This window comes from Sulfitobacter sp. NFXS29 (genome assembly GCF_040148765.1).
Taxonomy (GTDB): Bacteria; Pseudomonadota; Alphaproteobacteria; order Rhodobacterales; family Rhodobacteraceae; genus Sulfitobacter.
Genome location: NZ_JAGDED010000008.1, coordinates 79,216 through 102,063, shown reverse-complemented (window position 1 = coordinate 102,063; position 22,848 = coordinate 79,216). Strand labels below are relative to the sequence as shown.

At 61.5% G+C, this 22,848-nt stretch carries 24 protein-coding genes; 12 read left to right on the top strand and 12 right to left on the bottom strand.

The genetic code is table 11. The annotated features are described in order from the left end of the window. The first annotated feature begins 26 nt into the window (after positions 1-26). Positions 27-2,912 carry an excinuclease ABC subunit UvrA gene (uvrA, locus tag J3456_RS13490; RefSeq protein WP_349580677.1) on the top strand — a complete coding sequence of 962 codons (2,886 nt, stop codon included), beginning with the start codon at positions 27-29 and terminating at the stop codon, positions 2,910-2,912. A gap of 40 nt (positions 2,913-2,952) precedes the next feature. Here uvrA and J3456_RS13485 read toward each other — a convergent pair whose 3' ends face one another. The 6 genes from J3456_RS13485 to J3456_RS13460 form a co-directional block, all read right to left on the bottom strand. Continuing rightward, the gene (locus J3456_RS13485; protein ID WP_349580676.1) at positions 2,953-4,026 is read right to left on the bottom strand and encodes a transketolase; all 1,074 of its coding nucleotides are present in this window, start codon (positions 4,024-4,026) and stop codon (positions 2,953-2,955) included. Positions 4,027-4,106: 80 nt separating this feature from the next. Then, a complete protein-coding gene (gene mmsB / locus J3456_RS13480) occupies positions 4,107-5,012 on the bottom strand; it encodes a 3-hydroxyisobutyrate dehydrogenase (protein ID WP_502989506.1) in 906 nt (301 codons plus the stop codon). Beyond that, the gene (locus J3456_RS13475) at positions 4,988-6,031 is read right to left on the bottom strand and encodes an enoyl-CoA hydratase/isomerase family protein (protein ID WP_349580674.1); all 1,044 of its coding nucleotides are present in this window, start codon (positions 6,029-6,031) and stop codon (positions 4,988-4,990) included. Before J3456_RS13475 ends, mmsB begins: the two co-directional genes overlap by 25 nt. Before the next feature lie 7 nt (positions 6,032-6,038). Continuing rightward, positions 6,039-7,181: an acyl-CoA dehydrogenase family protein gene (locus J3456_RS13470; protein WP_349580673.1), complete on the bottom strand. Its 1,143-nt coding sequence runs from the start codon at positions 7,179-7,181 to the stop codon at positions 6,039-6,041. A gap of 81 nt (positions 7,182-7,262) precedes the next feature. Next, entirely contained in the window at positions 7,263-8,372 is a 1,110-nt protein-coding gene (locus J3456_RS13465; RefSeq protein WP_349580672.1) for a carboxylate-amine ligase, read from the bottom strand. A gap of 55 nt (positions 8,373-8,427) precedes the next feature. Then, positions 8,428-9,927, bottom strand: a complete 1,500-nt coding sequence (locus J3456_RS13460) for a CoA-acylating methylmalonate-semialdehyde dehydrogenase (RefSeq protein ID WP_349580671.1) — start codon at positions 9,925-9,927, stop codon at positions 8,428-8,430. Positions 9,928-10,038: 111 nt separating this feature from the next. Between J3456_RS13460 and J3456_RS13455 the strand changes: the two genes are divergently transcribed. From J3456_RS13455 to coaD, 3 genes are all read left to right on the top strand, one after another. After that, positions 10,039-10,959 (top strand): LysR family transcriptional regulator, encoded by a 921-nt coding sequence (locus tag J3456_RS13455; RefSeq protein ID WP_349580670.1) that lies wholly within the window; start codon positions 10,039-10,041, stop codon positions 10,957-10,959. 61 nt (positions 10,960-11,020) lie between these two features. Beyond that, positions 11,021-11,455, top strand: coding sequence for a CBS domain-containing protein (locus J3456_RS13450; RefSeq protein WP_067941819.1), 435 nt, complete (start codon positions 11,021-11,023; stop codon positions 11,453-11,455). A gap of 132 nt (positions 11,456-11,587) precedes the next feature. Next, positions 11,588-12,085: a pantetheine-phosphate adenylyltransferase gene (gene coaD, locus J3456_RS13445; RefSeq protein WP_349580668.1), complete on the top strand. Its 498-nt coding sequence runs from the start codon at positions 11,588-11,590 to the stop codon at positions 12,083-12,085. A gap of 328 nt (positions 12,086-12,413) precedes the next feature. On the opposite strand, the gene J3456_RS13435 is transcribed toward coaD, so the two are convergent. Together J3456_RS13435 and gap are read right to left on the bottom strand one after the other, a co-directional pair. Next, a complete protein-coding gene (locus J3456_RS13435) occupies positions 12,414-12,557 on the bottom strand; it encodes a hypothetical protein (RefSeq protein WP_349580667.1) in 144 nt (47 codons plus the stop codon). A gap of 58 nt (positions 12,558-12,615) precedes the next feature. Further along, complete coding sequence (gap, locus tag J3456_RS13430) at positions 12,616-13,617, bottom strand: type I glyceraldehyde-3-phosphate dehydrogenase (protein WP_120350902.1); 1,002 nt, start codon at positions 13,615-13,617, stop codon at positions 12,616-12,618. Between the two features lie 218 nt (positions 13,618-13,835). On the opposite strand from gap, the gene J3456_RS13425 reads away from it, so the two are divergent. Further along, complete coding sequence (locus J3456_RS13425) at positions 13,836-14,810, top strand: DUF808 domain-containing protein (RefSeq protein ID WP_349580666.1); 975 nt, start codon at positions 13,836-13,838, stop codon at positions 14,808-14,810. An 83-nt stretch (positions 14,811-14,893) separates the two neighbouring features. Here J3456_RS13425 and tkt read toward each other — a convergent pair whose 3' ends face one another. Then, positions 14,894-16,909 (bottom strand): transketolase, encoded by a 2,016-nt coding sequence (gene tkt, locus J3456_RS13420; RefSeq protein ID WP_349580665.1) that lies wholly within the window; start codon positions 16,907-16,909, stop codon positions 14,894-14,896. A 329-nt stretch (positions 16,910-17,238) separates the two neighbouring features. Here tkt and J3456_RS13415 point away from each other — a divergent pair, with 329 nt between their 5' ends. From J3456_RS13415 to rpiB, 4 genes are all read left to right on the top strand, one after another. Next, positions 17,239-17,769, top strand: coding sequence for a hypothetical protein (locus tag J3456_RS13415; protein WP_259943871.1), 531 nt, complete (start codon positions 17,239-17,241; stop codon positions 17,767-17,769). Further along, positions 17,769-18,161, top strand: a complete 393-nt coding sequence (locus J3456_RS13410; RefSeq protein WP_067629152.1) for a cell division protein ZapA — start codon at positions 17,769-17,771, stop codon at positions 18,159-18,161. The genes J3456_RS13415 and J3456_RS13410 overlap by 1 nt, the downstream gene beginning before the upstream one ends. Then, positions 18,158-18,493, top strand: a complete 336-nt coding sequence (locus J3456_RS13405; protein ID WP_349580664.1) for an MliC family protein — start codon at positions 18,158-18,160, stop codon at positions 18,491-18,493. Before J3456_RS13410 ends, J3456_RS13405 begins: the two co-directional genes overlap by 4 nt. Positions 18,494-18,595: 102 nt before the next feature. Then, positions 18,596-19,045 carry a ribose 5-phosphate isomerase B gene (rpiB, locus tag J3456_RS13400; protein ID WP_067629151.1) on the top strand — a complete coding sequence of 150 codons (450 nt, stop codon included), beginning with the start codon at positions 18,596-18,598 and terminating at the stop codon, positions 19,043-19,045. A 176-nt stretch (positions 19,046-19,221) separates the two neighbouring features. Here rpiB and grxD read toward each other — a convergent pair whose 3' ends face one another. Genes grxD through J3456_RS13385 form a run of 3 tightly spaced genes read right to left on the bottom strand, consistent with a single transcriptional unit; the run spans position 19,222 to position 20,170 of the window. Beyond that, positions 19,222-19,584 carry a Grx4 family monothiol glutaredoxin gene (grxD, locus tag J3456_RS13395; RefSeq protein WP_269345646.1) on the bottom strand — a complete coding sequence of 121 codons (363 nt, stop codon included), beginning with the start codon at positions 19,582-19,584 and terminating at the stop codon, positions 19,222-19,224. Position 19,585: 1 nt separating this feature from the next. Further along, positions 19,586-19,930 carry a hypothetical protein gene (locus J3456_RS13390; protein WP_349580663.1) on the bottom strand — a complete coding sequence of 115 codons (345 nt, stop codon included), beginning with the start codon at positions 19,928-19,930 and terminating at the stop codon, positions 19,586-19,588. 3 nt (positions 19,931-19,933) lie between these two features. Beyond that, complete coding sequence (locus J3456_RS13385) at positions 19,934-20,170, bottom strand: BolA family protein (RefSeq protein WP_259981201.1); 237 nt, start codon at positions 20,168-20,170, stop codon at positions 19,934-19,936. Between the two features lie 144 nt (positions 20,171-20,314). Here J3456_RS13385 and J3456_RS13380 point away from each other — a divergent pair, with 144 nt between their 5' ends. The 3 genes from J3456_RS13380 to J3456_RS13370 all read left to right on the top strand — a co-directional run bounded on the left by J3456_RS13380 (position 20,315) and on the right by J3456_RS13370 (position 22,844). Beyond that, the gene (locus J3456_RS13380; RefSeq protein WP_349580662.1) at positions 20,315-21,274 is read left to right on the top strand and encodes an XdhC family protein; all 960 of its coding nucleotides are present in this window, start codon (positions 20,315-20,317) and stop codon (positions 21,272-21,274) included. Continuing rightward, positions 21,271-22,272 carry a molybdopterin-binding protein gene (locus J3456_RS13375; protein WP_349580661.1) on the top strand — a complete coding sequence of 334 codons (1,002 nt, stop codon included), beginning with the start codon at positions 21,271-21,273 and terminating at the stop codon, positions 22,270-22,272. Before J3456_RS13380 ends, J3456_RS13375 begins: the two co-directional genes overlap by 4 nt. Before the next feature lie 86 nt (positions 22,273-22,358). After that, entirely contained in the window at positions 22,359-22,844 is a 486-nt protein-coding gene (locus J3456_RS13370; protein WP_007119904.1) for a (2Fe-2S)-binding protein, read from the top strand. Positions 22,845-22,848: the final 4 nt, after the last annotated feature.

Genomic DNA, 22,848 nt, shown 5'->3' with positions numbered 1-22,848 from the left:
GTACAAACCGTTAAGAGGGGCATGTCATGGCTGAGCTGAAGAACATCGAAGTGCGCGGCGCGCGCGAGCACAATCTAAAGAACATCGACGTGGATATTCCGCGTGACCAACTGGTTGTAATTACCGGGCTTTCCGGCTCGGGCAAGTCGAGCCTTGCCTTCGACACGATCTATGCCGAAGGGCAGCGGCGCTATGTGGAATCACTGTCGGCCTATGCGCGGCAGTTCCTTGATATGATGCAGAAACCGGATGTGGATCACATTTCCGGTCTCAGCCCTGCGATTTCAATCGAACAGAAGACCACCTCAAAGAACCCTCGATCCACCGTCGGCACGGTGACCGAGATTTACGACTATCTGCGGCTGTTGTTCGCCCGCGTCGGCACCCCCTATAGCCCGGCCACCGGCAAACCGATCGAAGCCCAGCAGGTGCAGGACATGGTCGACCGGATCATGACCATGGAAGAGGGCACGCGGGCCTATCTGCTGGCGCCGATTATTCGCGACCGCAAAGGTGAATATCGCAAAGAGTTCATTGAGTTGCGCAAGCAAGGCTTTCAACGAGTCAAGGTGAACGGTGAATTCTACGATCTGGATGAGCCGCCGACGTTGGATAAGAAATTCCGCCATGACATCGATGTTGTCGTCGACCGGATCGTGGTGCGCGAAGGGCTGGAAACGCGACTGGCAGATTCGCTGCGCACGGCGCTCGATCTTGCCGATGGCATCGCCATTCTCGAAACCGCGCCCAGTGAAGGCGAGCCAGAGCGTCATACATTTTCGGAGAAATTTGCCTGCCCTGTCAGTGGTTTCACCATTCCCGAGATTGAACCGCGGTTGTTCTCTTTCAACGCGCCGTTTGGGGCTTGCCCCTCATGTGATGGCCTTGGGGTCGAGCTCTTTTTCGACGAGCGTTTGGTGGTGCCGGACCAGAACTTGAAAATCTATGACGGGGCCTTGGCGCCTTGGCGTAAGGGGAAGTCCCCTTACTTTAAACAAACCATCGAAGCCATTGCGAAACATTATAATTTTGACCAAAAGACCCGCTGGAAAGACCTGCCTGAGAAGGTGCAAGAAGTGTTCCTTCGTGGTTCCGGCAAGGAAGAGATTACCTTCCGCTATGACGAAGGCGGGCGCGTTTATGAGGTCAAGCGCGTGTTCGAGGGGGTGATCCCCAATATGCAGCGCCGCTACCGCGAAACGGACAGCAATTGGGTCCGCGAGGAGTTTGAGCGCTATCAAAACAACCGTCCCTGTGGCACCTGTGGCGGCTATCGTCTGAGGCCCGAAGCGCTTGCGGTACGGATTGGCCCCACGACTGGCAATGAGAACGAATTGCTCCACGTCGGTAAGGTGGTGGAGATGTCGATCCGTGAAGCCTTTGACTGGTGCAAGGCCGTCCCAGACCATCTGACCCCGCAGAAGAATGAGATCGCGAAGGCCATTCTGAAGGAAATTCGGGAACGTCTTGGATTTCTAAATAACGTGGGTCTAGAATATCTTACGATGTCACGTTCAAGTGGCACTTTAAGTGGTGGCGAGAGCCAGCGTATCCGTTTGGCAAGCCAGATTGGCTCTGGCCTGACGGGCGTGCTTTACGTGCTTGATGAACCGTCGATCGGGCTGCATCAGCGCGATAATGACCGATTGCTGGATACCTTGAAGAACCTGCGCGATCAGGGGAATACGGTAATCGTTGTAGAGCATGACGAAGAGGCCATCCGCGAGGCCGATTATGTGTTCGACATCGGGCCGGGTGCTGGGGTTCACGGCGGGCAAGTGGTGAGCCACGGCACGCCAGAACAGGTGGCGAATGATCCGAATTCTGTTACTGGTCAGTATCTTACAGGCGCTCGTGAAATCTCGGTCCCGGCCAAGCGGCGCAAGGGGAACAAGAAGAAGCTGCAGGTCGTAAAGGCCACTGGCAACAACTTGCAGAATGTGACTGTGGATTTTCCGCTGGGCAAATTCGTTTGTGTTACGGGCGTATCGGGGGGCGGCAAATCTACCCTTACGATTGAAACCCTGTTCAAAACCGCTTCGATGAACCTGAACGGCGCGCGGCAGACGCCTGCGCCCTGTCAGACCATCAAAGGGTTGGAACATCTCGACAAGGTCATCGACATTGACCAGCGGCCCATTGGTCGGACTCCGCGTTCGAACCCAGCGACTTACACCGGGGCCTTCACGCCGATCCGGGATTGGTTCGCCGGTTTGCCGGAAGCGAAAGAGCGCGGCTATAAGCCCGGGCGTTTCTCTTTCAACGTCAAAGGCGGGCGTTGCGAGGCCTGTCAGGGCGACGGGGTCATCAAGATCGAGATGCACTTCCTCCCGGACGTTTACGTGGAATGCGAGACCTGCAAAGGCGCGCGCTACAACCGCGAGACGCTGGAGGTGAGGTTCAAGGGTAAGAGCATCGCCGATGTGCTTGATATGACGGTGGAAGATGCGCAGAGCTTCTTTGCTGCCGTGCCGTCGATCCGTGAAAAGATGGACGCGCTGATGCGTGTGGGGCTGGGTTATATCAAGGTCGGTCAGCAGGCCACGACTCTGTCGGGCGGTGAGGCGCAGCGGGTGAAGCTCAGCAAGGAATTGAGCAAGCGCTCCACCGGGCGCACGCTTTATATCCTTGATGAACCGACAACGGGCCTGCATTTCGAAGACGTGCGCAAGCTGTTGGAAGTGCTGCACGAATTGGTCGATCAGGGCAATTCCGTGGTTGTGATTGAGCACAACCTCGATGTGGTGAAAACCGCCGATCATATTATCGATATCGGCCCTGAGGGCGGTGACGGCGGTGGCCGGGTTGTGGCGACGGGCACGCCGGAAAAGGTCGCGGATGTGGCCGAAAGCTATACCGGCAAATACCTCAAGCCGATGCTATATAAGCAAACAAAAGTGGCGGCGGAATAACCGCCGCCACTTGGTTGGCTTGGCCTGCAGCGGCGTGTCCTTACAACACGGCGCGGGCGATGCGGATCAGTTGCAGCGTCTCATAGGCGCTATCGCGAAGAGAGATCACCTGACCGTTCAGGACCGCGTAGTTATAGCCTTCTTCCGGCTCGGCCAGACGGTAGAGATTGATCAGGTCCGCCTGCGTCAGCGCGGCGGTCGGTGCGATGTTCACGCCTGAGCCAATAGTGGGCACCCGTGCCAATTCGTTAATGCGCAGCAGAGCGGTGTGATCTTCGTTGCTCAGCAGCACCGGCTGGCCATCGATCAGCGCGTAGCGGTGACCAGCAGGCGCGGCATCAAGGCTGTAGAGCTGTGCGATCTGGTTAGACTCCAGTAGGAGCAACTCGCGTTCCGTCAGCGGATCGGCTTCAAGATAGGGTTGGCGGCGCTCTTCCAGCAGAGTGTCCAGCTCATCGTCGGAATAGCTGGCCCATTGTTCATAGGTCACGCCCTGTTTTGCCAGCCCGGGGGGCACGCAGGGCGGGTCTTTCTTGGCCAGACCGGGGGGGCAGTTGCGATAGGTAATCAGCTCGTCCTCGGGCAGGGCGGATGCGTTCAATTCAGGCGCGGCCAGGGCAAGCGCCGCCGCACCGAGGATAGCGGCCATGTCACGCCCTTCGGGCGCCGGGGTGTTCAAAAGACGGGTGACCACAGTCTCGCGGTCCTGCGTAAAGCGGGTCACGCGTTCATCAAACTCGGCGCGGTCCATGCCCTTGGGCAGTTTGACGTCATCGCCTTTGATCTTGACCTTGTCACCGTTGATTTTGATCTCGATCTTATCGTCTTTCTTATCTTTCTCGGCCTTCCTCTCTTTGTGCTTCTCGGCCTTTTTCTCGCGCTTTTCTCTCTTCTTCTCGGCCTTCTTCTCCTGCTTGTCCTTCTTCTTGGCCTTTTTGTCTTTCTTGTCTTTGCCCTTATCGCCCTTGTCGTCTTTGGCGAGCCAAAGCGTTTCAGGGCCGCTGCTGTCAAAGGCAACCGCGGGCTGGGCCGGAGCAAAGCCGGTTCCGGCGGCGGCCAGCGGGCCGGTCGCGCAGGCGGTGGTCAGGATTGTGGTAATGAGCAGGCGTCGCATCAGGTGATCTCCTCAGATGGGGTCATTCTGAAGCCAACGCCTGCTCGGGTCAGGTCGTTCCCGCGTGGGGGGCGGTCGGCTTAACCTTGCCAGCCGCGCTGCTCAAAACGGGGCAGCATGGCGGAGAAGTCTTTGCCCTTGCCGCCTTCTTCCTCGACGAAACGGGTGTAGAGTTCCTTGGCCAGCGCACCCATCGGCGTGTCGGCATTGGCCATTTCCGCGGCCTGTTGGGACAGCCCCAGATCTTTGAGCATCAGCTCTGCCGCGAACCCCGGTTTGTAGTCGTTGTCGGCAGGCGATTGGGGGCCGACGCCAGGGGCCGGGCAATAGGCGTTCATCGACCAAGAATAGCCCGAAGACGTGCTGACCACATCGAACATCCGTTCGCGATCAAGGCCCAGTTTGTCAGCCAGTGCAAAGGCTTCGCAGGTGGCGATCATCGTAGCGCCAAGGATCATGTTGTTGCAGATTTTCGCCGCTTGGCCGGCGCCCGCATCGCCGCAATGAACGGCTTTCTGACCCATGATGTCGAACAGCGGTTTGGCCTTTTCAAAGGCCGCTTCCGCGCCGCCCGCCATGAAGGTGAGCGTGCCACCCTGCGCGCCGCCGATCCCGCCAGAGACGGGGGCATCCACAAAGAGCAACCCGGCCTTCTGCGCGGCCTCTGCCGCGAAACGCGCGCTTTCCACGTCGACGGTGGAGCAATCGATCAGCAGCGCGCCCGGTGCCATATGGGCGACCGCTTCTTCGGCCACTTGGCGCAGGATTGCGCCGTTGGGCAGCATGGTGATGACCACATCGGCATCCCCGACCGCCTCGGCGATGGTCTTGGCCTCGGCGACCCCTTCGGCGGTGGTGCCGGCCACGTCGTTGCCGCGCACGGTATGACCAGCGGCGGCGAGATTGGCGGCCATGGGCCCGCCCATATTGCCCAGACCGATGAAACCGATTGTAAGATTGCTCATGAATTTTCCTCCAACTTCAATTCGTTGTCGCCCAAGGGGGCGAGCATGGCGTCGATATCGGCCTGCGGCACGTCCCCGGCGGCGTGTTGCCAATTGGGGCTGCGGTCCTTGTCGATGATCGCGGCGCGCACACCTTCGATGAAATCGCCTTTTTCCAGTGACCGCGCGGTAAAGCGGTATTCCTGTTCCAGTGCCGGGACCATGCCGATACCGGGGCCGCGCAGACGGCGCAGCATCTCTAGCGTGCAGGCCATCGACAGGGGGGAGTTGCGGCGCAGGGTTTTTAGTGTCTCTGCGGCGAAACCGCTGTCGGACATCGCAAGCGCCGCGTCGATTTCACTGAGGCTTTCGGCATGAAACAGGCGGTCCACCTCCTCCTGAACCTCTGCCAGCGTGGACGGGGGCGGGGTGCTTGCCGCGCGGTCGAGGATGAAGGGATCACCGTTCTCTTCCAATTGCGCGATAAGATCGGGCCATTCGGCTTGCGCGATAAAATAATCCGCGAAACCGGCGTGGAGCACGTCACCTGCGCCCATCCGCGCGCCGGTGAGGCCAAGGTATTCGCCCATCCGTCCCGGTGCCTGTGCCAGCAGCAGTGTGCCGCCCACGTCGGGCACCAGACCGATGCCGCATTCGGGCATGGCGATCTTGCTGCTCTCGCCCACGACGCGGTGCGAGCCGTGGCAGCCGATGCCGACCCCGCCGCCCATGGTGAAGCCCTGCATGAAGGAGATCACCGGCTTGGGAAAGCCGTGCAGTTCGTTATTAAGCCGGTATTCATCGGCCCAAAAACGGCGGGCGAACTCGAAATCCCCATCCTTGCCCGTTTGGTAGAGCTGCGCCACGTCACCGCCCGCGCAGAAGGCTTTTTCACCCTCGGCATCCTGCACGATCACGGCGACCTCGGGGTCATCGCGCCAGTCGTCGATCGCCTTTTCGATGGCGATGCACATGTCGTAGCTCAGTGCGTTCAGCGCTTTGGGGCGCGTCAGCGTGATGCGTCCGGCGCGGCCGGTTTTGCGGATGTGGATATCACTCATGGGGGCCTCAGCGGTTCTTGAGCATGTCGCGGGCAACGATCACGCGCATGATCTCATTCGTGCCCTCAAGGATCTGGTGCACCCGCAGGTCGCGGACCAGTTTCTCGATCCCGTAGTCGGCGAGGTAGCCATAGCCGCCGTGCAACTGCAGACATTGGTCGACGACCTTGCTGCCAGTTTCGGTCACGAATTTCTTGGCCATGGCGCAGAACTTGGTCGCATCCGGCGCGCCGGTGTCGAGCTTCCACGCCGCTTGGCGCAGGAAGGTACGCGCGGCCTGCAATTCGATCTCCATATCGGCAAGGCGGAATTGCAGCCCTTGGAACTGGTCGATGCTCTGGCCAAAGGCTTTGCGGTCGCCCATGTACTCCAGCGTCTTGGTCAGCGCAGTCTGCGCGGCCCCGAGCGAGCAGGCCGAGATGTTCAGCCGCCCACCGTCGAGGCCGGCCATCGCGTATTTGAAGCCCTTGCCCTCTTCGCCAACAAGGTTCTCCGCGCCGATCTTGCAGTCATCAAACTGCACCAACGCCGTCGGTTGGCTGCGCCAGCCCATCTTGTCTTCCAGCCCGCCGAAGCTGAGCCCGGGCGTGCCATCCTCGACATAGACGGTCGAGACACCCTTAGCGCCGTCATCCGACGTACGCACCATGGTGACATAGGCATCCGAATAGCCCCCGCCCGAGATGAAAGCCTTGGTGCCGTTCAGCGTGTAGCCGTTGTTTGTGCGCGCGCAGCGGGTCTTGAGCGCCGCCGCGTCCGAACCGGATCCCGGTTCGGTCAGGCAGTAGGAGAGTACGGTTTCCATCGTGAGCACCTTGGGCATCACGCGCTCTTTCATCTCGTCACTGGCAAAGGTGTCGAGCATCTTGGCGCACATGTTGTGGATCGACAGGAACGCCGCGACCGAGGGGCAGGCCATCGACAGCGCCTCAAAGACCAGCGTGGCATCAAGACGTGTGAGCCCCGCGCCGCCGGTCTCTTCAGAGACATAAAGCCCGCCGAACCCCAATGCGCCGACCTCTGGCCAAAGCTCTTTGGGGATGGTGCCGTCTTTCTCCCATTGGTGGGCGTGGGGCGCGATATTCTCCTGCCCGAATGCATGGGCCATATCGAAAATGGCGGTCTGTTCCTCGTTCAATGCGAAATCCATCGCGGCTCCTCCCTGAAGTCATGTGTCCTTGGAACTGAACACTTGTTTAATTCTATCAGCCGAAAGGTGCCGCAACAAGCGTCACAGATCGGCGTGGTATTCCTCGATCAGATGGCGCACGACTGTCTCGCCGCCCTTGCCCTCGGGCGCTTCAGCCCAGACTTTGCGCTGACGGTCGGCGGATGTGCCCTGTTTCACCACGTCGCGCAGGGCGCAGACCTCATCGAGACACCCGAGCGCCTCGGCGTCTTCGGCGATGAGGCCGATGATTTCCTCGAACATCTGGTCGAAGGGTTTGAGCGTCGGCCCCCCGAAATCGATCAGCGTCTCGTTCACGCCGTAGCGCTGCGCGCGCCAGCGGTTTTCCTCGATCAGGAAGCGATCATATTCGCGCCAGCGCAGGTTGCTGTCGCGCAGGCGCAGCAGGAAACGGGCGAGAGACTGTGTCAGCCCCGCCAGCCCAAGCGCGTGTGACAAGCGCGGCTGCACATCGCAGATGCGGCTTTCCAGCGTCGGGTAATTGGTCGATGGGCGCAGATCCCACCAGATTTTCGACTGGTCGGGGATGATATCGAGGTCGATCAACGCCTGTGTGCTGCGCTCATACTCGCCCCAACTATGCAACAAGGGCGGCAGCCCCGTGCGGGGCATGCTCTCCATCACCGCAAGACGGTAAGACGCCAGCCCGGTGTCTTCGCCCTGCCAATAGGGCGACGAGGCCGAGAGTGCGAGCAAGTGGGGCAGGAAATAAGCGAACTGCGGCATCAGATCGATGCGCAGGTCATCGCCCTCAATGCCCACATGGACATGCATCCCGCAGCTCAGCATCCGGCGGGCAATGTTTTCCAACTCGCTTTCGATCTTGGCGTAGCGTTCCTTGTGGGTGATCTCTTGGTTTTTCCAATCCGAGAACGGATGGCAGGACACGGCGATGGGGGCGATATTATGTTTGGCGGCATGTTTGGCGATGGTGCTGCGCAGGCGGCGCAGGTCATCGCGGGCCTCGGTCACATTGTTGCAGGGCTTCGAGCCGATCTCGATTTGGCAAAGCAGCATCTCTGGGCTGACCTGATCGCCAAGGTCCTTGCGGCAATCTTCCATCAGCCCTTCGGGAGTGTCAGCCAGCGCCAGTGAATCCTTGTCGACCAGAAGATACTCCTCTTCAATTCCGATGGTGAATTCTTTTTGCATGGCGCTGGCCCCGTTGTTTAGGGCCGACTGCCGCGGGGGCAGCCGGCGTGATGATTTACTCCATCACTGGAATGGAGAACTCGCCACCCTCTTTGATGCCCGACGGCCAGCGGGCCGTCACGGTCTTGGTGCGGGTGTAGAACTTGAACGCATCCGGGCCGTGCTGGTTCAAATCGCCAAAGACGGATTTCTTCCAGCCGCCGAAGGTGTGATAGGCCAGCGGCACCGGGATCGGGACGTTGATGCCGACCATGCCGACGTTAATCCGGTTGGCGAAGTCACGCGCCGCATCACCATCGCGGGTGTAGATCGCGGTGCCGTTGCCGTACTCGTGGTCCATGGCAAGGCCGATGGCTTCTTCATAGGTCTGGGCGCGCACACAGGTCAGCACGGGGCCAAAGATTTCCTGCTTGTAGATGTCCATGTCCTTGGTCGCGCGGTCAAACAGGTGCGGACCGACGAAGTAGCCGTCCTCATAACCTTGCAGTTTGAAGTCACGCCCGTCGACGACCAGTTCCGCGCCCTGATCGATGCCGGTCTGAACCAGACGCTCGATATTGGCTTTGGCGGCTGCGGTCACGACGGGGCCGTAATCCACGTCATTGCCGGAGGTGTAGGGGCCGACCTTCAGGCTCTCGATGCGCGGCACCAGCTTTTCGATCAGACGGTCGGCAGTATCATCACCCACCGGCACAGCCACGGAGATCGCCATGCAGCGTTCGCCAGCAGCACCGTAGCCCGCACCGATCAGCGCGTCGGCGGCTTGGTCCATGTCCGCGTCGGGCATGATGATCATGTGGTTCTTGGCGCCACCGAAACACTGCACGCGCTTGCCGTTGGCACAGCCGGTTGCGTAAATGTATTCAGCGATCGGGGTCGAACCCACGAAGCCAACCGACTGGATCACGTCATGGTTCAGGATCGCGTCGACGGCTTCTTTGTCGCCGTTCACAACCTGAATGATGCCCTTGGGCAGACCGGCTTCTTCGAGCAGTTCGGCCAGCATCAGTGGCACGGAGGGGTCACGCTCGGACGGCTTGAGGATAAAGGCGTTGCCGCAAGCGATGGCCGGGGCAAACATCCACATTGGGATCATGGCGGGGAAGTTGAAGGGCGTGATGCCCGCAGTCACACCAAGCGCCTGACGCATGGAGTACATGTCGATGCCGGGGCCAGCGCTGTCGGTGAAATCACCTTTCAGCAGTTCTGGCGCACCGATGCAGTATTCCACCACTTCGAGGCCACGCTGCACGTCACCGGCGGCGTCGGGCAGGGTCTTGCCGTGCTCACGGCTCAGCGCCTCGGCCAGCTTGTCCATGTCGCGGTTCAGAAGGCCCACGAATTTCATCAGCACGCGCGCGCGGCGCTGCGGGTTGGTCGCGGCCCAAGCGGGCTGCGCGGCGGCGGCGTATTCCACGGCCTTGTTCAGCTCGTCGCCATTGGCAAGCGGCACTTTGGCCTGCACTTCGCCGGTGGCGGGGTTCATCACATCGGCAAAGCGCCCGGAGGTGCCTTTGACGTGTTCGCCGTTCAGGTAATGGGTCATCTCTTGCATGATCAGTCTCCTCATATGGTTGGCGGCACGATAGCCTTGCAAAAAGCAATGGAACAGAGGAAGGATGGCAAAACCGTCTTGCATTTTTGCAAAGCTCTGGAAGGCAGCGAAATGGATCAGAATTGGGACGACCTGCGGTTGTTTCTAGCCGTAGCACGTGAAGAGAGCCTGTCGGGCGCGGGCAAGCTGCTGCGGCTGGATCCGGCGACGCTGGGCCGCCGCATGGCGCGGTTGGAAAAGGCGCTGCAGACCGTTCTCTTCGTCAAATCGCCCCAAGGCTATATGCTGACCGAAGCTGGCAGTGACCTGATGCAGCGGGCCGAGCGGGCCGAGCAGGCGATGCGCGCTGCCACCGCCGGGGTGCCGGTGCAAAGCGATCAACTCTCGGGGCAGATCCGAGTTGGTGCGCCCGATGGGGCGGCGAACTATCTGCTGCCGCAGGTCTGTGCGGCCATCGCAGCAAAAAATCCCGATCTGGATGTGCAGATCATCGCATTGCCGCGCGTCTTTAACCTGTCCCGGCGCGAGGCGGATATGGCGATCGGGGTGAGCGCGCCCACGGCGGGGCGGCTGGTGGTGCAGAAAGTGACGGATTACCACCTCCATCTCGCGGCGGCGGAAAGCTATCTCGCACGCCACCCCGAGGTGACCTCGGTCGGCGATCTGCAAGGGCACCGGATGGTCGGCTATATCCCGGATATGATCTTTGATCGGGAGTTGGACTACCTCGCCGACCTCGGCATCAGCCGCGTGGCCTTGGCGTCAAATTCCGTCTCCGTTCAGGTACGGATGATCCAACAGGGGGGCGGGATCGGCATCGCGCATGACTTTTCGCTTGCCGCAACCCAAGGCGTGCGGCGCATCCTGACGCGGGCCGTCAGTCTCAAGCGGGCCTTTTACCTGATCCGCCATGCCGACGACCGTCGCAACGCCCGGCTGGCGGCTTTTGCCGAGGCGCTGGCCGCCGGGCTTCGGGCCGAGACTGCCCGGCTGGAGGCCGAAGCCGCGCAGAAGACTGCGCCAAAAGCTTGACAGGAAAGGATTTCGCGGTGACGCTGGAGGTGACTTTGCCCTGCATCAAAGGAGGCGCCAGATGCTCGTATCGCAGATTCTCAAGACCAAGCCCGATGGCAAGGTGGTCACGGCCAAACCAGGATTGGCGATCTCTGAGGCAGCGGCGATGCTGGCTGAAAAGCGGATCGGTACGCTGGTGATCTCGGCCGATGGCAAGACGCCGGATGGGATTCTGTCTGAGCGGGACATCGTGCGCGAACTGGGCCGTTCGGGCGCGGGCTGCCTGCAACAGGCGGCTGAGAGCATTATGACCCGCAAACTGGTGACCTGTAGCCGGGACGACCGCTCTGACGCAGTGTTGCAACAGATGACCGACGGACGGTTTCGCCATATGCCCGTGCTGGAAGACGGGGAACTCGTGGGGCTGATCTCTCTCGGCGACGTGGTCAAGGCGCAGTTGCAGGAGCTTTCGATGGAGAAACAGGCCCTCGAAGGCATGATCATGGGCCACTGAAGCATTTTCAGGGGGCACGGCCCCGCGGTCCTGCGGCCTGACCGCGGGGCCGTGCTACCGCTAACCGACTTGCGCTTGCGGCGGTGAAATGCTTGGCTGCGCCGCAACGCAGCAGATACGCAGGACAATTACATGCGCATAGCCCTCTACCCCGGTACGTTTGACCCGATCACGCTGGGGCATATCGACATCATCCGCCGCGCCGCCCGTATGGTCGACCGGCTGGTGATCGGCGTGGCGATCAACCGCGACAAGGGGCCGCTCTTTAGCCTTGAGGAACGTGTCGCGCTGATCGAAGCGGAATGCGTGCAATTGGCCGAGGAAACCGGCGTCGAGATCGTGGTGCACCCTTTCGAGAACCTGCTGATCGACTGTGCGCGCGATGTCGGGGCGCAGACCATCGTGCGCGGTCTGCGGGCCGTGTCGGATTTTGAATATGAGTTCCAGATGGTTGGGATGAACCGTCAGCTGGACGATTCTATCGAGACGGTCTTTCTGATGGCCGAGGCCACCCATCAGGCCATCGCCAGCAAACTGGTGAAAGAGATTGCGCGGCTTGATGGGGATGTCAGCAAATTTGTGACCCCAGCGGTGAACGGAGTGCTGATTGAGCGCTTCGCGCGGAAGTAGCGTCTGGAGTGGAGAGCGGGCCGGGTGCGGCGCGGTTCTGCGCGGTATTTTTAAAAGGATGAAGGGGAGGGGCGTGGCGCGTGAGTAGCGACCGCGCCTTTTTGTCGTCAGCGGCGTTGGGCGGCTATGATAGCGGCCGGGGCCGGCATGCGGTTGGAGACGCCCCCTTCGTTGTCATACCATGCTAAGACACGCAGCAGATTGCCTTGTTGCAGCGCCGTTTGATCGGTGGCGTGGTTGAAAACGGTTGAGACCAGTTTGCGGTCGGTGACCGATAGCATGCCGGTTGCGATGGGACAGAAAAAGCGGATTTGCGGCGCGGTTGGCCTTACCGCCAGAAGGCAACCCATTCGATCAATTCAAAGAACTTTTTGCCGAGATAGATCATATGGTCCGCGCCATAGGCATAGACGTCAACCATCATGGCCCCGGCGATGACGAGGGCCAGCACGATGGCGATGGAATTGGTCATGGCGCGGCTCCGGTCGGGGTTGGCCTGATATTACAGCCACGCCCCCGCCGTGCAAGCCTTAGCCCAACTGGCCCATGGCCACGGCCACATCAGCCATGCGGACCGAGAAGGCCCATTCGTTGTCATACCAACCGAGCACGCGCACGGTGCGGCCTGCGACGACGATGGTCTGGTCGGGGGCGAAGATACAGCTTTGCTCCGTATGATTGAAGTCGATGCTGACTTTCTGTTCGGGATCATAGGCCAGCACACGTTTCATCGGGCCATCGGCGGCGGCGCGGGCGGCGGCGTTGATCTCTTCCACCGTCACGTCGCGGCTGGCTTGGAAGGTCAGGTCAACGGCACTGACGTTGGGCGTGGGCACGCGCATGGCGGTGCCGTCGAGTTTGCCTTTGAGCGCGGGAAGCACTTCGCCCAGAGCTTTGGCAGCCCCAGTGGAGGTGGGGATCAGCGCCATGGCGGCGGCGCGGGCGCGGTAGAGGTCATCGTGACGGCGGTCGAGCGTCGGCTGGTCGCCGGTGTAGCTGTGGATCGTCGTCATCAGGCCGCTTTCGATGCCCACGGCGTCATGCATGACTTTGGCCAGGGGCGCGAGGCAGTTGGTGGTGCAAGACCCGTTTGAGATCATCCGGTCGGAGGCGGTCAGCTGGTCATCATTCACGCCGTAGACGATTGTCTTATCGACGTTTTTGCCGGGCGCGGAGAGCAGGACGCGCTTGGCACCGTTTTTGAGGTGAACGTTGGCTTTGTTGCCGTCGTTGAACTTGCCGGTGCATTCCAGAACCACGTCACAGCCGGACCAGTCCAGCTCTTCGAGGTTGTAGCTCGACATCATCTCGATGTCGTTTTGGCCGAGGTTCATATAGCCGCCGTCGACAGAGACTTCGCCGGGGAAACGGCCATGAACGGAATCGTATTTGATGAGATGCGCAGCGGTGCTGAGCGGGCCGGTGGCGTTCACCTTGATCACTTCGATGTCATCGCGCCCCGAGGCTGCGATATGGCTGAGGGTGCAGCGGCCGATGCGGCCAAATCCGTTGATGCCAACTTTGATGGTCATGGTGCATTCCTTGTCTCGGGCCGCGCGAAGGGAGGCCGTATGTCGGGGTCGCGCGTTCTATATCCGTGCAAGGCAGGCAGGGGAAAGGGGCAAAACCAAATGATTTCGGGATGTTAGCGTTAAACCTGGATGTTAGCGGTAAAGGTCGGCCCGGCTTCGGACTTGCCAGATGGGCTGCACATGCTACTTCGGTTGCAACACGCAAAAAGGGGCATGGAATGAGCGGTTTACTGGCACTTGTGGATGATGTGGCGGCCATCGCCAAAGTTGCGGCGGCAAGCGTGGATGATGTGATCGGGCAGGCGGCCAAGGCGGGCTCTAAGGCGGCGGGTGCGGTGATCGACGACGCGGCTGTGACGCCGAAGTATCTGCATGGGTTTAAGGCCGAACGTGAGCTGCCGGTGATCTGGCGGATCACCAAAGGGTCTTTGCGCAACAAATTGGTGTATCTGCTGCCAGTGGGGCTGCTGTTGGCGAATTTTGCGCCATGGGCGATCCCGCCGCTGCTGATGCTGGGTGGGGCTTACCTGTGTTTCGAGGGGGCCGAGAAGGTTGCACATGCGCTTGGTTGGGGACACGGGCATGAGGATTATCCCGATAAGGAGAAGGTGGTCGAAGACCCGGCACAGCTGGAAGAGAAGAAGGCCGCAGGCGCGATCAAGACCGACTTTATCCTCTCGGCGGAGATCATGACCATTGCCCTGTCCGCGATCCCCGAGAGTAACTTTTGGATGGAAGCGGCCACGCTGGCAGCGGTGGCGGTGATGATCACTATCGCGGTCTATGGCTCCGTCGCTTTGATCGTCAAAATGGATGATCTGGGGCTGGTGATGGCGAACCGGGGGCGGTTTGGCCTGACGCGCAGCGTGGGCCGCGGGCTGGTGCGCGGGATGCCGGGGTTCCTGAAACTGCTCACCGTTGTTGGCACGGCGGCCATGCTGTGGGTTGGCGGGTCGATCATCATTCATGGGTTGGAGCAGATGGGCTTTGCCGCGCCCTACAACTGGATCCACGACATCGCGGTCACCGTCGGCCACGCGGTCCCGGCCCAGTTCGAAGGGGCGGTGGAATGGATCACCACGGCGGGGATTGATGGGCTCTTTGGTCTGGCGCTTGGTCTGGTGCTAATCCCGATTGGGGAAAAGATCGTCACGCCGATTTGGCGCAAGGTCTTTCACAAGGCCGCCGTGTAAAACACAGGCTAGGGGGTAGAACAATGAAGAGGGGGCGACGGATAAACCGTCGCCCCCTTTTTTCGTGCCATATGATCCACGGCTCAGAGCAGTGCTTTGGCTTTCTGAGCGACATTCTCAGCAGTAAAGCCGAACCGCTCGAACAGCTCTTCGGCTGGGGCAGAGGCACCGAAACGGTCCATGCCGACGAAATCGGCCTTGCCGTATTTGCCGCGCTCGCCAAAGAGCCACTGGTCCCAGCCCTGACGCATGCCTGCTTCAACACCAACACGCACAGCACCACCGGGCAGTACGCGTTTGCGGTAGGCTTCATCTTGCGCGGCGAAAAGCTCCATACAAGGCATGGAGACGACGCGGGTGCCGATGCCTTCGGCCTGAAGCAGATCACGCGCGGCCAGTGCCACATGCACTTCCGAACCGGTGGCGATCAGGATCACCTGACGCTTGCCCTCGGCATCGGCCAAGACATAGGCGCCTTTTTCGGTGAGGTTGTTGTTCTTGTGCTCAAGACGCACGGTTGGCAGGCCCTGACGGGTCAGCGACAGAACCGACGGCGTGGTTTTTGAGGTGAAGGCGATTTCCCAAGCTTCAGCCGTTTCCACCGCGTCGGCGGGGCGGAAGACATAGGTGTTGGGTGTCGCACGGCTGATCGCCAGATGCTCAACCGGCTGGTGGGTCGGGCCATCTTCGCCAAGGCCGATACTGTCATGGGTCATGACAAAGGCCGTGGGAATTTGCATCAGCGCCGCCAGACGCATCGACGGGCGCGCATAGTCGGTGAAACACATGAAGGTGCCGCCATAGGGACGGATACCGCCGTGCAGCGCCATGCCGTTCATCGCCGCCGCCATGCCGTGCTCGCGGATGCCCCAGTAGACATAGCGCCCGCCGCGGTTGTCCACGTCAAAGACGCCCAGATCAGAGGTCTTGGTATTGTTCGAGCCGGTCAGGTCCGCCGAGCCGCCGACGGTTTCGGGCAGGATCGGGTTCAGCACTTCGAGGGCTTTTTCGCTCGCCGCGCGGGTCGCCATCTTGGGCGCGCTCTCGGTGATCTGCTTTTTAAAGGCTTTGACGGTCGCGCTCATCTTTTTAGGAGCGTCCAGAGCCAAGGCGCGGTTAAACGTCTCGCGCTTGGCGCGGGGCATCTTGTCGAAACGCTCTTCCCAGTCGCGACGCGCGTCGGCGCCGCGTTTGCCGATCTCTTCCCAAGCGGATTTTACGTCAGCGGGCACTTCGAAGGGGCCGGTTGTCCAACCGTAGGCCTTTTTGGCCTCGGCCATCTGGTCGGCGTCTGTCAAAGCGCCGTGGCCTTTTGAGGTGTCCTGTGCCGCGTGGCCCAGAGCGATATGGGTCTTGCAGGCGATCATCGTCGGCAGGTCAGTGGCTTTCGCCTCGGTCAGGGCCGCGTCGATCTCATCGGGGTTGTGGCCGTCGATTTCGATCACATGCCACTGCGCGGCTTTGAAACGTGCGACCTGATCGGTGTTGTCCGACAGGGTCACCGGGCCGTCGATGGTGATGTTGTTGTTGTCCCACATCACGATAAGCTTGCTCAGTTTGTGGCGGCCGGCGAGGGTGATCGCCTCTTGGCTCACGCCTTCCATCAAGCAGCCGTCGCCCGCGATGACGTAGGTGTGGTGATCCACAACCTTTGCCCCGTACTGCGCGCGCAGCATCTCTTCGGCCATGGCGAAACCGACCGAATTGGCGATGCCTTGGCCGAGCGGGCCGGTGGTGGTCTCAATCGCGTCGGCGAGGAAGTTTTCCGGGTGCCCGGCTGTGCGCGCGCCCATCTGGCGGAAGTTCTTCAGCTCTTCGATGGGGAACTGCTCATAGCCCGTCAGGTGCAACAACGAGTAGATCAGCATGGAGCCGTGGCCCGCAGACAGGATAAACCGGTCACGATCAGGCCAAAGCGGGTTCGCCGCGTCAAACTTGAGGTGCTTTTCGAAAAGCACGGTTGCCACATCGGCCATGCCCATCGGCATGCCGGAGTGGCCCGAATTGGCGGCGGCGACGGCATCGAGGGTCAGCGCGCGAATGGCGGTGGCCTTGGACCAGTGATCGGGGTTTGCGCGTGCGAGGGCTGTCAGATCCACGGGGCGTTCCTTTGCGGCTGTGGCAGATTGGGCCTGTGCATACCAGCGATCGGGCAAAGTTCAAGCACAACCGGGCGCCAGAAGCGGTGCGCGGCACGGGCAGGGGTGAACTCTGCGCCTCAAGTCGCTGAAACGAAAGGGGGGGCGCAATTTGCCTGCGCTTTGTCTAGGATTGCGGAAACCGGCTGATCCGGGCGATTCGCGCGCGTGACATTGCGTGGGCTGCGCGCTATCTGCCGAATATGGCAGCCATCACGGGCCGCCGCCACGGGGCACGGCAGGCGAAAACGCCGCCGATAGAGCAGGACGAACGAGGAGACTTCATGCGGATGAGTGAACTTGAAGAATATCAACGCCGCATCACGGCCGCGATGGACCGGATGGCGAAGGGGCTGGATCAGCTCAACGCCGCCCCGGCCGAGCCGGATGAGGATATCGTGCAGGCGCTGGAAGACGAGCGGCAAGCCAACGCTCAGCTGACCGACCGGGTCAAAACCTTGAAGGAAAGCCATCAGGACGAATTGACCGCCCTGCGCGATCAGATGGAATTCAACAATGACCGGGTGACCCAGCTTGATATGGACGTGCAGCGTCTGCGTCAGGCGAATGAGCAGTTGTCGGCGGCCTGTGAACAGCTGCGCTTGGCCAATGCCGAAGGGCTGGCCGACCCCAAATTGATCGACACCGCCGTTATTGCCGAGCTGGAAAGCCTGCGCGCCACCCGCGCCATCGAAATGGCCGAGATTGACGCCGTGTTGACCGCACTGGCACCTCTGGTCGAAGACGGCGAGCCCGAACCCGCAGCACCCGCCGAGGATGACCGCGCCGAAGAAGAACCCAAGTCAGGAGGGGCCGACTGATGCCCGAAATACGGATCACCATTGGCGGCCGCCAGTTCGAGGTCGCCTGTCAGGAAGGTGAAGAGAGCTATCTGCACGCCGCCGCCAAGATGCTGGACGATGAAGCCCGCGTGCTGAGCGATCAAGTGGGCCGCATGCCCGAGGCGCGGATGCTGCTGATGGCCGGTCTGCTTTTGGCCGACAAAACCGCCAGCGTCGAAGACCGCATCGCCGAAGTGCGCGCCGAATTGGCCGAGCGTGAGGCCGAGTTGACCAGCCTGCGCAACACCAAGATTGAGCCGGAGCGCATTGAAGTGCCCGTCGTGCCGCAGGGCGTCAAAGACACGCTGGCCGAGATCGCCGCACGGGCCGAAGCGCTGGCCGCCGAGATCGAAGAGAAATCTGGCAAATGAGCACTGGCATCAGGGCAGCCCTCTGCGTGCTGCTCTGGACCGCGCCCGCGGGGGCCGAGACCACCGCCGTGACCTATCTCTGTGACCGTGGGGTATCGGTGCCGGTGGTCTATGTCCCCGATGCCGATCCCGCTGCGGCGGTGCTCTATGTCGAAGGGCGGCTCATCCATTTGCAGACCATGCCCTCCGGCTCTGGCGCGCGATACGGCTGGCCCTCGGATGGGTCATCCTATGAATGGTGGGAACATCAGGGCCGTGCGCGCCTTGGTTGGCACGAGGGGGCCAGTGACGCGGTGACGCTGATCTATACGGACTGTGTGCCGCAAGATTGACCCCATGCGGGATTGCGGCGCGGGCGGCAATATGCTCTGGGGGGCGCGAAAAGTGCCTCTTGGGCGCTGGCTTTTGCGACGTAACAATCAGGACACCCTCCCATGACCGTGAAACCCCGCATCATCATCTCAAGCGACCATGCCGACATCGCCCTGCGCCAAGACATCGCGCGCCACGTGGCCGAACGCGGGTTTGAGGTCGAAGACATCGGCCCGGCAACGGCAGAGAGCACGGATTACCCCAAACACGGCGAAGCCGCCGCACGGCGCATCGCAGCGGGGGAGTTCGACCTTGGCATCCTGATCTGCGGCACGGGGCAGGGCATCATGATGGCGGCCAATAAGGTCAAGGGCATTCGCTGCGGCGTCTGTGCCGATACCTTTTCGGCAAAGATGATCCGGGCGCATAACGACGCGAATATGCTGTCGATGGGCGCGCGGGTGATTGGGGCCGGGCTTGCGCTTGAGATCGTGGATGCCTTTCTCGATACCGAGTTTGAAGGCGGGCGTCATGGCCGCCGCGTCGATATGATCACGGCGATTGAAGACTGAGGTTAAGGTGCTGCCGGGGCGCGCCCGTTTGGGGTGCGTTCGGGGCGGTTTTCGACACCGCGTTTGCAGGGCGTCATCGCTGGCTGTGCTGCATGGCGCGCCTGCAGTTGCCGGACAAAAAAACACCCCGGAGGGCCAAGCCGCTCCGGGGTGTTTTCGTCTAACCTGTGGTCGCTTTAGCCGTTGGCTTCGCGGATCTTATCCGCAGCGTCCTTATCAAAGGTCACGCCATTCTCGGCAAAAAGCGTGTCCAACTCGCCCGAAAGCGTCATCTCGGTGATGATGTCACAGCCACCGACGAACTCGCCTTTGACGTAAAGCTGTGGGATGGTCGGCCAGTCAGAGAAATCCTTGATCCCCTGACGCAGCCCCTCATCGGCCAGCACGTTCACATCGCTATAGTTCACGCCCATGTAGTTCAGCACCCCGGCCACGCGGCTGGAGAAACCGCACTGCGGCATTTCCTTGGTGCCTTTCATAAACAGAACCACGTCGTTTTTGGTGATTTGTTCTTTGATCTGGTTGGCGGCATCGCTCATGTCATTTGTCCTTCACATCTGATTTCTTGAACGCAGCGTGATAGCGCCGCGCATAGGTTTCATCGTCGGCCCAGGGCTTCACATCCAACTCGGCCCCGCCGAGAAAGAAACCGCCCCGTTTCTTCGTCCAATTCGTCTGCCCGCGCTCAAGGCTTTCATTGCGCCGCGCGGTGCTGGCCACGGCATCCAGATCCAGCGCCTCCATCCCCAGCGGCACTTTGCCGGTCTCAGGGCGCGGAGGCTGGCGTTGCGAGAGCGGCACATGCCGCCCGCGCCGCGCACGGTGCTGGGCATAGGCGGTGGCGGCGATCCCGCCCAGAACAACCGCTGCGGCCCAGCCCCACATCGTTTAATCCGGCGTCCGCGTGGTCAACGCCAGCGCGTGCAGATCACCGTTCGATCCGTCCATTTTGCCCTTGAGTGCCGCATAGACAGCGCGCTGTTGTTGCACCCGGTTCATTCCACGGAAGCTTTCGTCAACAACCATGGCCGCCATATGCACGCCGTCATTGCCTTCGACGGTGATCTTGGCGTCCGGAAAGGCCGCGCGGATCAGGTCTTCGATTTCGCTGGCTTGCATGGGCATGGGGTGGCTCCGGGTGTTGTGATATCTTGGCCTAGATGTAGTGCCGCACTGCGCTGCGTGCAAGGCGAAGCCGTGGCCGCATCGGGCATTGACCTTTGCCCGCGTTGCAACACACTCTGCGCCCTCACGGCGAAAGGAAACCAGATGGACCGGATCCCCGAACAGGCGCTCGATTGGGCCGAGGCTGGACAGCCCGTGGCACTGGCCACGGTGGTGGAGACGTGGGGTTCTGCGCCACGCCGCGCAGGCGCGCAACTGGTCGTGGCGGGCGATGGGACGATGATGGGCTCGGTCTCTGGCGGCTGTGTCGAAGGGGCCGTGGTGATCGAGGCGTTGGAGGCGCTGGAGGACGGGCGCACGCGGCTGTTGGAATACGGCGTGAGCGACGGCGATGCCTTCGCCGTGGGCTTGGCCTGCGGGGGCACGATCAAAGTGCTGGTGGAGCCGGTCGGGCCTGAGGCGTTGCCCCTTGAGATGTTACGCGAATTGGTCGCGAAACGCGCAAGCCGGCAGGCGGTGGCCTATGATGTTGCGCTTGACGGCAGCACCCGCCACCTGACCCACGACGGCCACCAAGACCGCTTCCGCCACGACCGTTCGGGCGTGGACGAGGAGACCGGGCGTTTCATTGCCATCCACAACCCGCCGCTGCGGCTGGTGATTGTCGGCGCGGTACATATCGCGCAACATTTGGTGCGCATGGCGGGGGAGGCTGGGTTTGACCCCATCGTCGTCGACCCGCGCGAAGCCTTCGGCTCGCCTGCGCGCTTCCCTGACTGTCGGCTTGTAAACGACTGGCCCGATGCCGCGCTGCGCGAGATTGGCCTCGATGCCCGCTCTGCCGTTGTTTTGCTGACCCATGACCCCAAACTCGACGATCCGGCGTTGCATGTGGCGCTTGGGTCGGAGGCCTTCTATATCGGCGCGCTCGGCTCGACCCGAACGCAAGCCAGCCGCCTTGCGCGGTTGGAGGAGGCGGGCGTGGCGGCAGCGCAAGCGGCGCGGATCAACGGACCGGTCGGGCTTGATATTGGCGCTGCCAGCCCCGCCGAAATCGCCGTCTCGATCCTTGCTCAGATGATCCAAAGCCTGCGCCGACCATGAGGTTCGGCCCGGTTCCCCTGAGCGATGCCCTCGGCGCGACGCTGGCCCATTCCGTGGCGGTCCCGTCCGGGCGGCTGCGCAAGGGTAGGGTACTGGCACAGGGCGATATCGATGCGCTGAATGAGGCCGGGATCGCAGAGGTGATCGTCGCCCAGCTCGACCTCGGTGACATTGACGAAGACGCCGGTGCTGCGCGTTTGGCCCAAGCCCTCTGCGGGCCGGGGCTGAGGATGTCGCAACCCTTTACCGGGCGCGTGAACCTGCTCGCCGATGGGCCGGGCGTGGTGGTGATGGACCGCGCCGCCCTTGAGGCGGTGAACGCGGTGCATCCGATGATCACGCTGGCCACCGTGCCGCCCTATCACCAGATGGGCGAAAACGGCATGGTGGCGACGATCAAAATCATCTCTTATGCCGTGCCCGCCGAGGCGGTGGAGACCGCCTGTGCAGCGGCAGGAGAGGGCGCGCTGCGCCTTGCGGCACCCGTCCTGCGCGATGCAACGCTCATCATTACAGATGTCCCCGGAGGCGCCGGAGAGAAGGGCCGCGCGGCGGTGGAGGGGCGGTTAAAGGCGCTGAACGTGGCGTTGAAAAACGTCATGATGGTCCCCCATCGCACCGCACCACTCGCCGAGGCGATTGCCGCAGCCCAGACCGACCTGATCCTCATCCTCACTGCCTCGGCCACGTCTGACATTAATGACATCGCTCCGTCGGCCTTGCGTCAAGCGGGCGGCGAGGTGACGCGTTTTGGCATGCCGGTGGACCCCGGCAATCTACTCTTTCTCGGCCATCTGGGGACCCGTGCCGTCATCGGCCTGCCGGGCTGCGCCCGCTCGCCTGCGCTCAACGGCGCGGATTGGGTGCTGTCGCGGCTGGTCTGCGGCATTCCCGTCACCAGCGCGGACATCTCAGGCATGGGGGTGGGTGGATTGCTCAAGGAAATCCCAACCCGCCCGCAGCCGCGAAATCCCGGCAAATGCGCGAGCGGCGGCTGAGAAAAAGCCCTCAGAAAATATGTGTTCTCAACTAGAGCTTGTCGTGCTTAACTGACCTCAACAAGCGTCAGACTGGGAGGAAGAACATGACACAGGTCAAGATGACCGTGAACGGCAAACCCGCGTCAGGGGAGGTCGAAGGCCGCACACTGCTGGTGCATTTCCTACGCGATGATCTGGAACTCACCGGCACCCATGTGGGCTGCGACACCAGCCAATGCGGGGCCTGCGTGGTTCATGTGAATGGCAATGCGGTCAAGGCCTGCACCATGTTTGCGATTGAGGCTGACGGCGCCGAAGTCGACACCATCGAAGGGCAGGCGGCCCCAGATGGCACGCTCAACACCATCCAGCAGGCGTTTCAGGATCACCACGGGCTGCAGTGCGGATTTTGCACGCCGGGCATGGTGATGTCGGCAGCGGCCCTGCTCAAGGACAACCCCAAGCCGAGCGAGGCCGAGGTGCGGCATTACCTTGACGGCAACATCTGCCGCTGCACCGGGTATCATAACATCGTCAAAGCGATCATGGCGGCCAGTGGTCAGGACGTTAGCGCGCTGGCAGCAGAGTAAATCC

Excerpts from the sequence above, each read along its gene's own strand:
- uvrA (WP_349580677.1), top strand. The coding sequence starts at position 27 with ATGGCTGAGCTGAAGAACATCGAAGTGCGCGGCGCGCGCGAGCACAAT.
- J3456_RS13485 (WP_349580676.1), bottom strand. The coding sequence starts at position 4,026 with ATGCGACGCCTGCTCATTACCACAATCCTGACCACCGCCTGCGCGACC.
- J3456_RS13475 (WP_349580674.1), bottom strand. The coding sequence starts at position 6,031 with ATGAGTGATATCCACATCCGCAAAACCGGCCGCGCCGGACGCATCACG.
- J3456_RS13470 (WP_349580673.1), bottom strand. The coding sequence starts at position 7,181 with ATGGATTTCGCATTGAACGAGGAACAGACCGCCATTTTCGATATGGCC.
- J3456_RS13465 (WP_349580672.1), bottom strand. The coding sequence starts at position 8,372 with ATGCAAAAAGAATTCACCATCGGAATTGAAGAGGAGTATCTTCTGGTC.
- J3456_RS13460 (WP_349580671.1), bottom strand. The coding sequence starts at position 9,927 with ATGCAAGAGATGACCCATTACCTGAACGGCGAACACGTCAAAGGCACC.
- J3456_RS13455 (WP_349580670.1), top strand. The coding sequence starts at position 10,039 with ATGGATCAGAATTGGGACGACCTGCGGTTGTTTCTAGCCGTAGCACGT.
- J3456_RS13450 (WP_067941819.1), top strand. The coding sequence starts at position 11,021 with ATGCTCGTATCGCAGATTCTCAAGACCAAGCCCGATGGCAAGGTGGTC.
- coaD (WP_349580668.1), top strand. The coding sequence starts at position 11,588 with ATGCGCATAGCCCTCTACCCCGGTACGTTTGACCCGATCACGCTGGGG.
- J3456_RS13435 (WP_349580667.1), bottom strand. The coding sequence starts at position 12,557 with ATGACCAATTCCATCGCCATCGTGCTGGCCCTCGTCATCGCCGGGGCC.
- gap (WP_120350902.1), bottom strand. The coding sequence starts at position 13,617 with ATGACCATCAAAGTTGGCATCAACGGATTTGGCCGCATCGGCCGCTGC.
- J3456_RS13425 (WP_349580666.1), top strand. The coding sequence starts at position 13,836 with ATGAGCGGTTTACTGGCACTTGTGGATGATGTGGCGGCCATCGCCAAA.
- J3456_RS13415 (WP_259943871.1), top strand. The coding sequence starts at position 17,239 with ATGAGTGAACTTGAAGAATATCAACGCCGCATCACGGCCGCGATGGAC.
- J3456_RS13410 (WP_067629152.1), top strand. The coding sequence starts at position 17,769 with ATGCCCGAAATACGGATCACCATTGGCGGCCGCCAGTTCGAGGTCGCC.
- J3456_RS13405 (WP_349580664.1), top strand. The coding sequence starts at position 18,158 with ATGAGCACTGGCATCAGGGCAGCCCTCTGCGTGCTGCTCTGGACCGCG.
- rpiB (WP_067629151.1), top strand. The coding sequence starts at position 18,596 with ATGACCGTGAAACCCCGCATCATCATCTCAAGCGACCATGCCGACATC.
- grxD (WP_269345646.1), bottom strand. The coding sequence starts at position 19,584 with ATGAGCGATGCCGCCAACCAGATCAAAGAACAAATCACCAAAAACGAC.
- J3456_RS13390 (WP_349580663.1), bottom strand. The coding sequence starts at position 19,930 with ATGTGGGGCTGGGCCGCAGCGGTTGTTCTGGGCGGGATCGCCGCCACC.
- J3456_RS13385 (WP_259981201.1), bottom strand. The coding sequence starts at position 20,170 with ATGCCCATGCAAGCCAGCGAAATCGAAGACCTGATCCGCGCGGCCTTT.
- J3456_RS13380 (WP_349580662.1), top strand. The coding sequence starts at position 20,315 with ATGGACCGGATCCCCGAACAGGCGCTCGATTGGGCCGAGGCTGGACAG.
- J3456_RS13375 (WP_349580661.1), top strand. The coding sequence starts at position 21,271 with ATGAGGTTCGGCCCGGTTCCCCTGAGCGATGCCCTCGGCGCGACGCTG.
- J3456_RS13370 (WP_007119904.1), top strand. The coding sequence starts at position 22,359 with ATGACACAGGTCAAGATGACCGTGAACGGCAAACCCGCGTCAGGGGAG.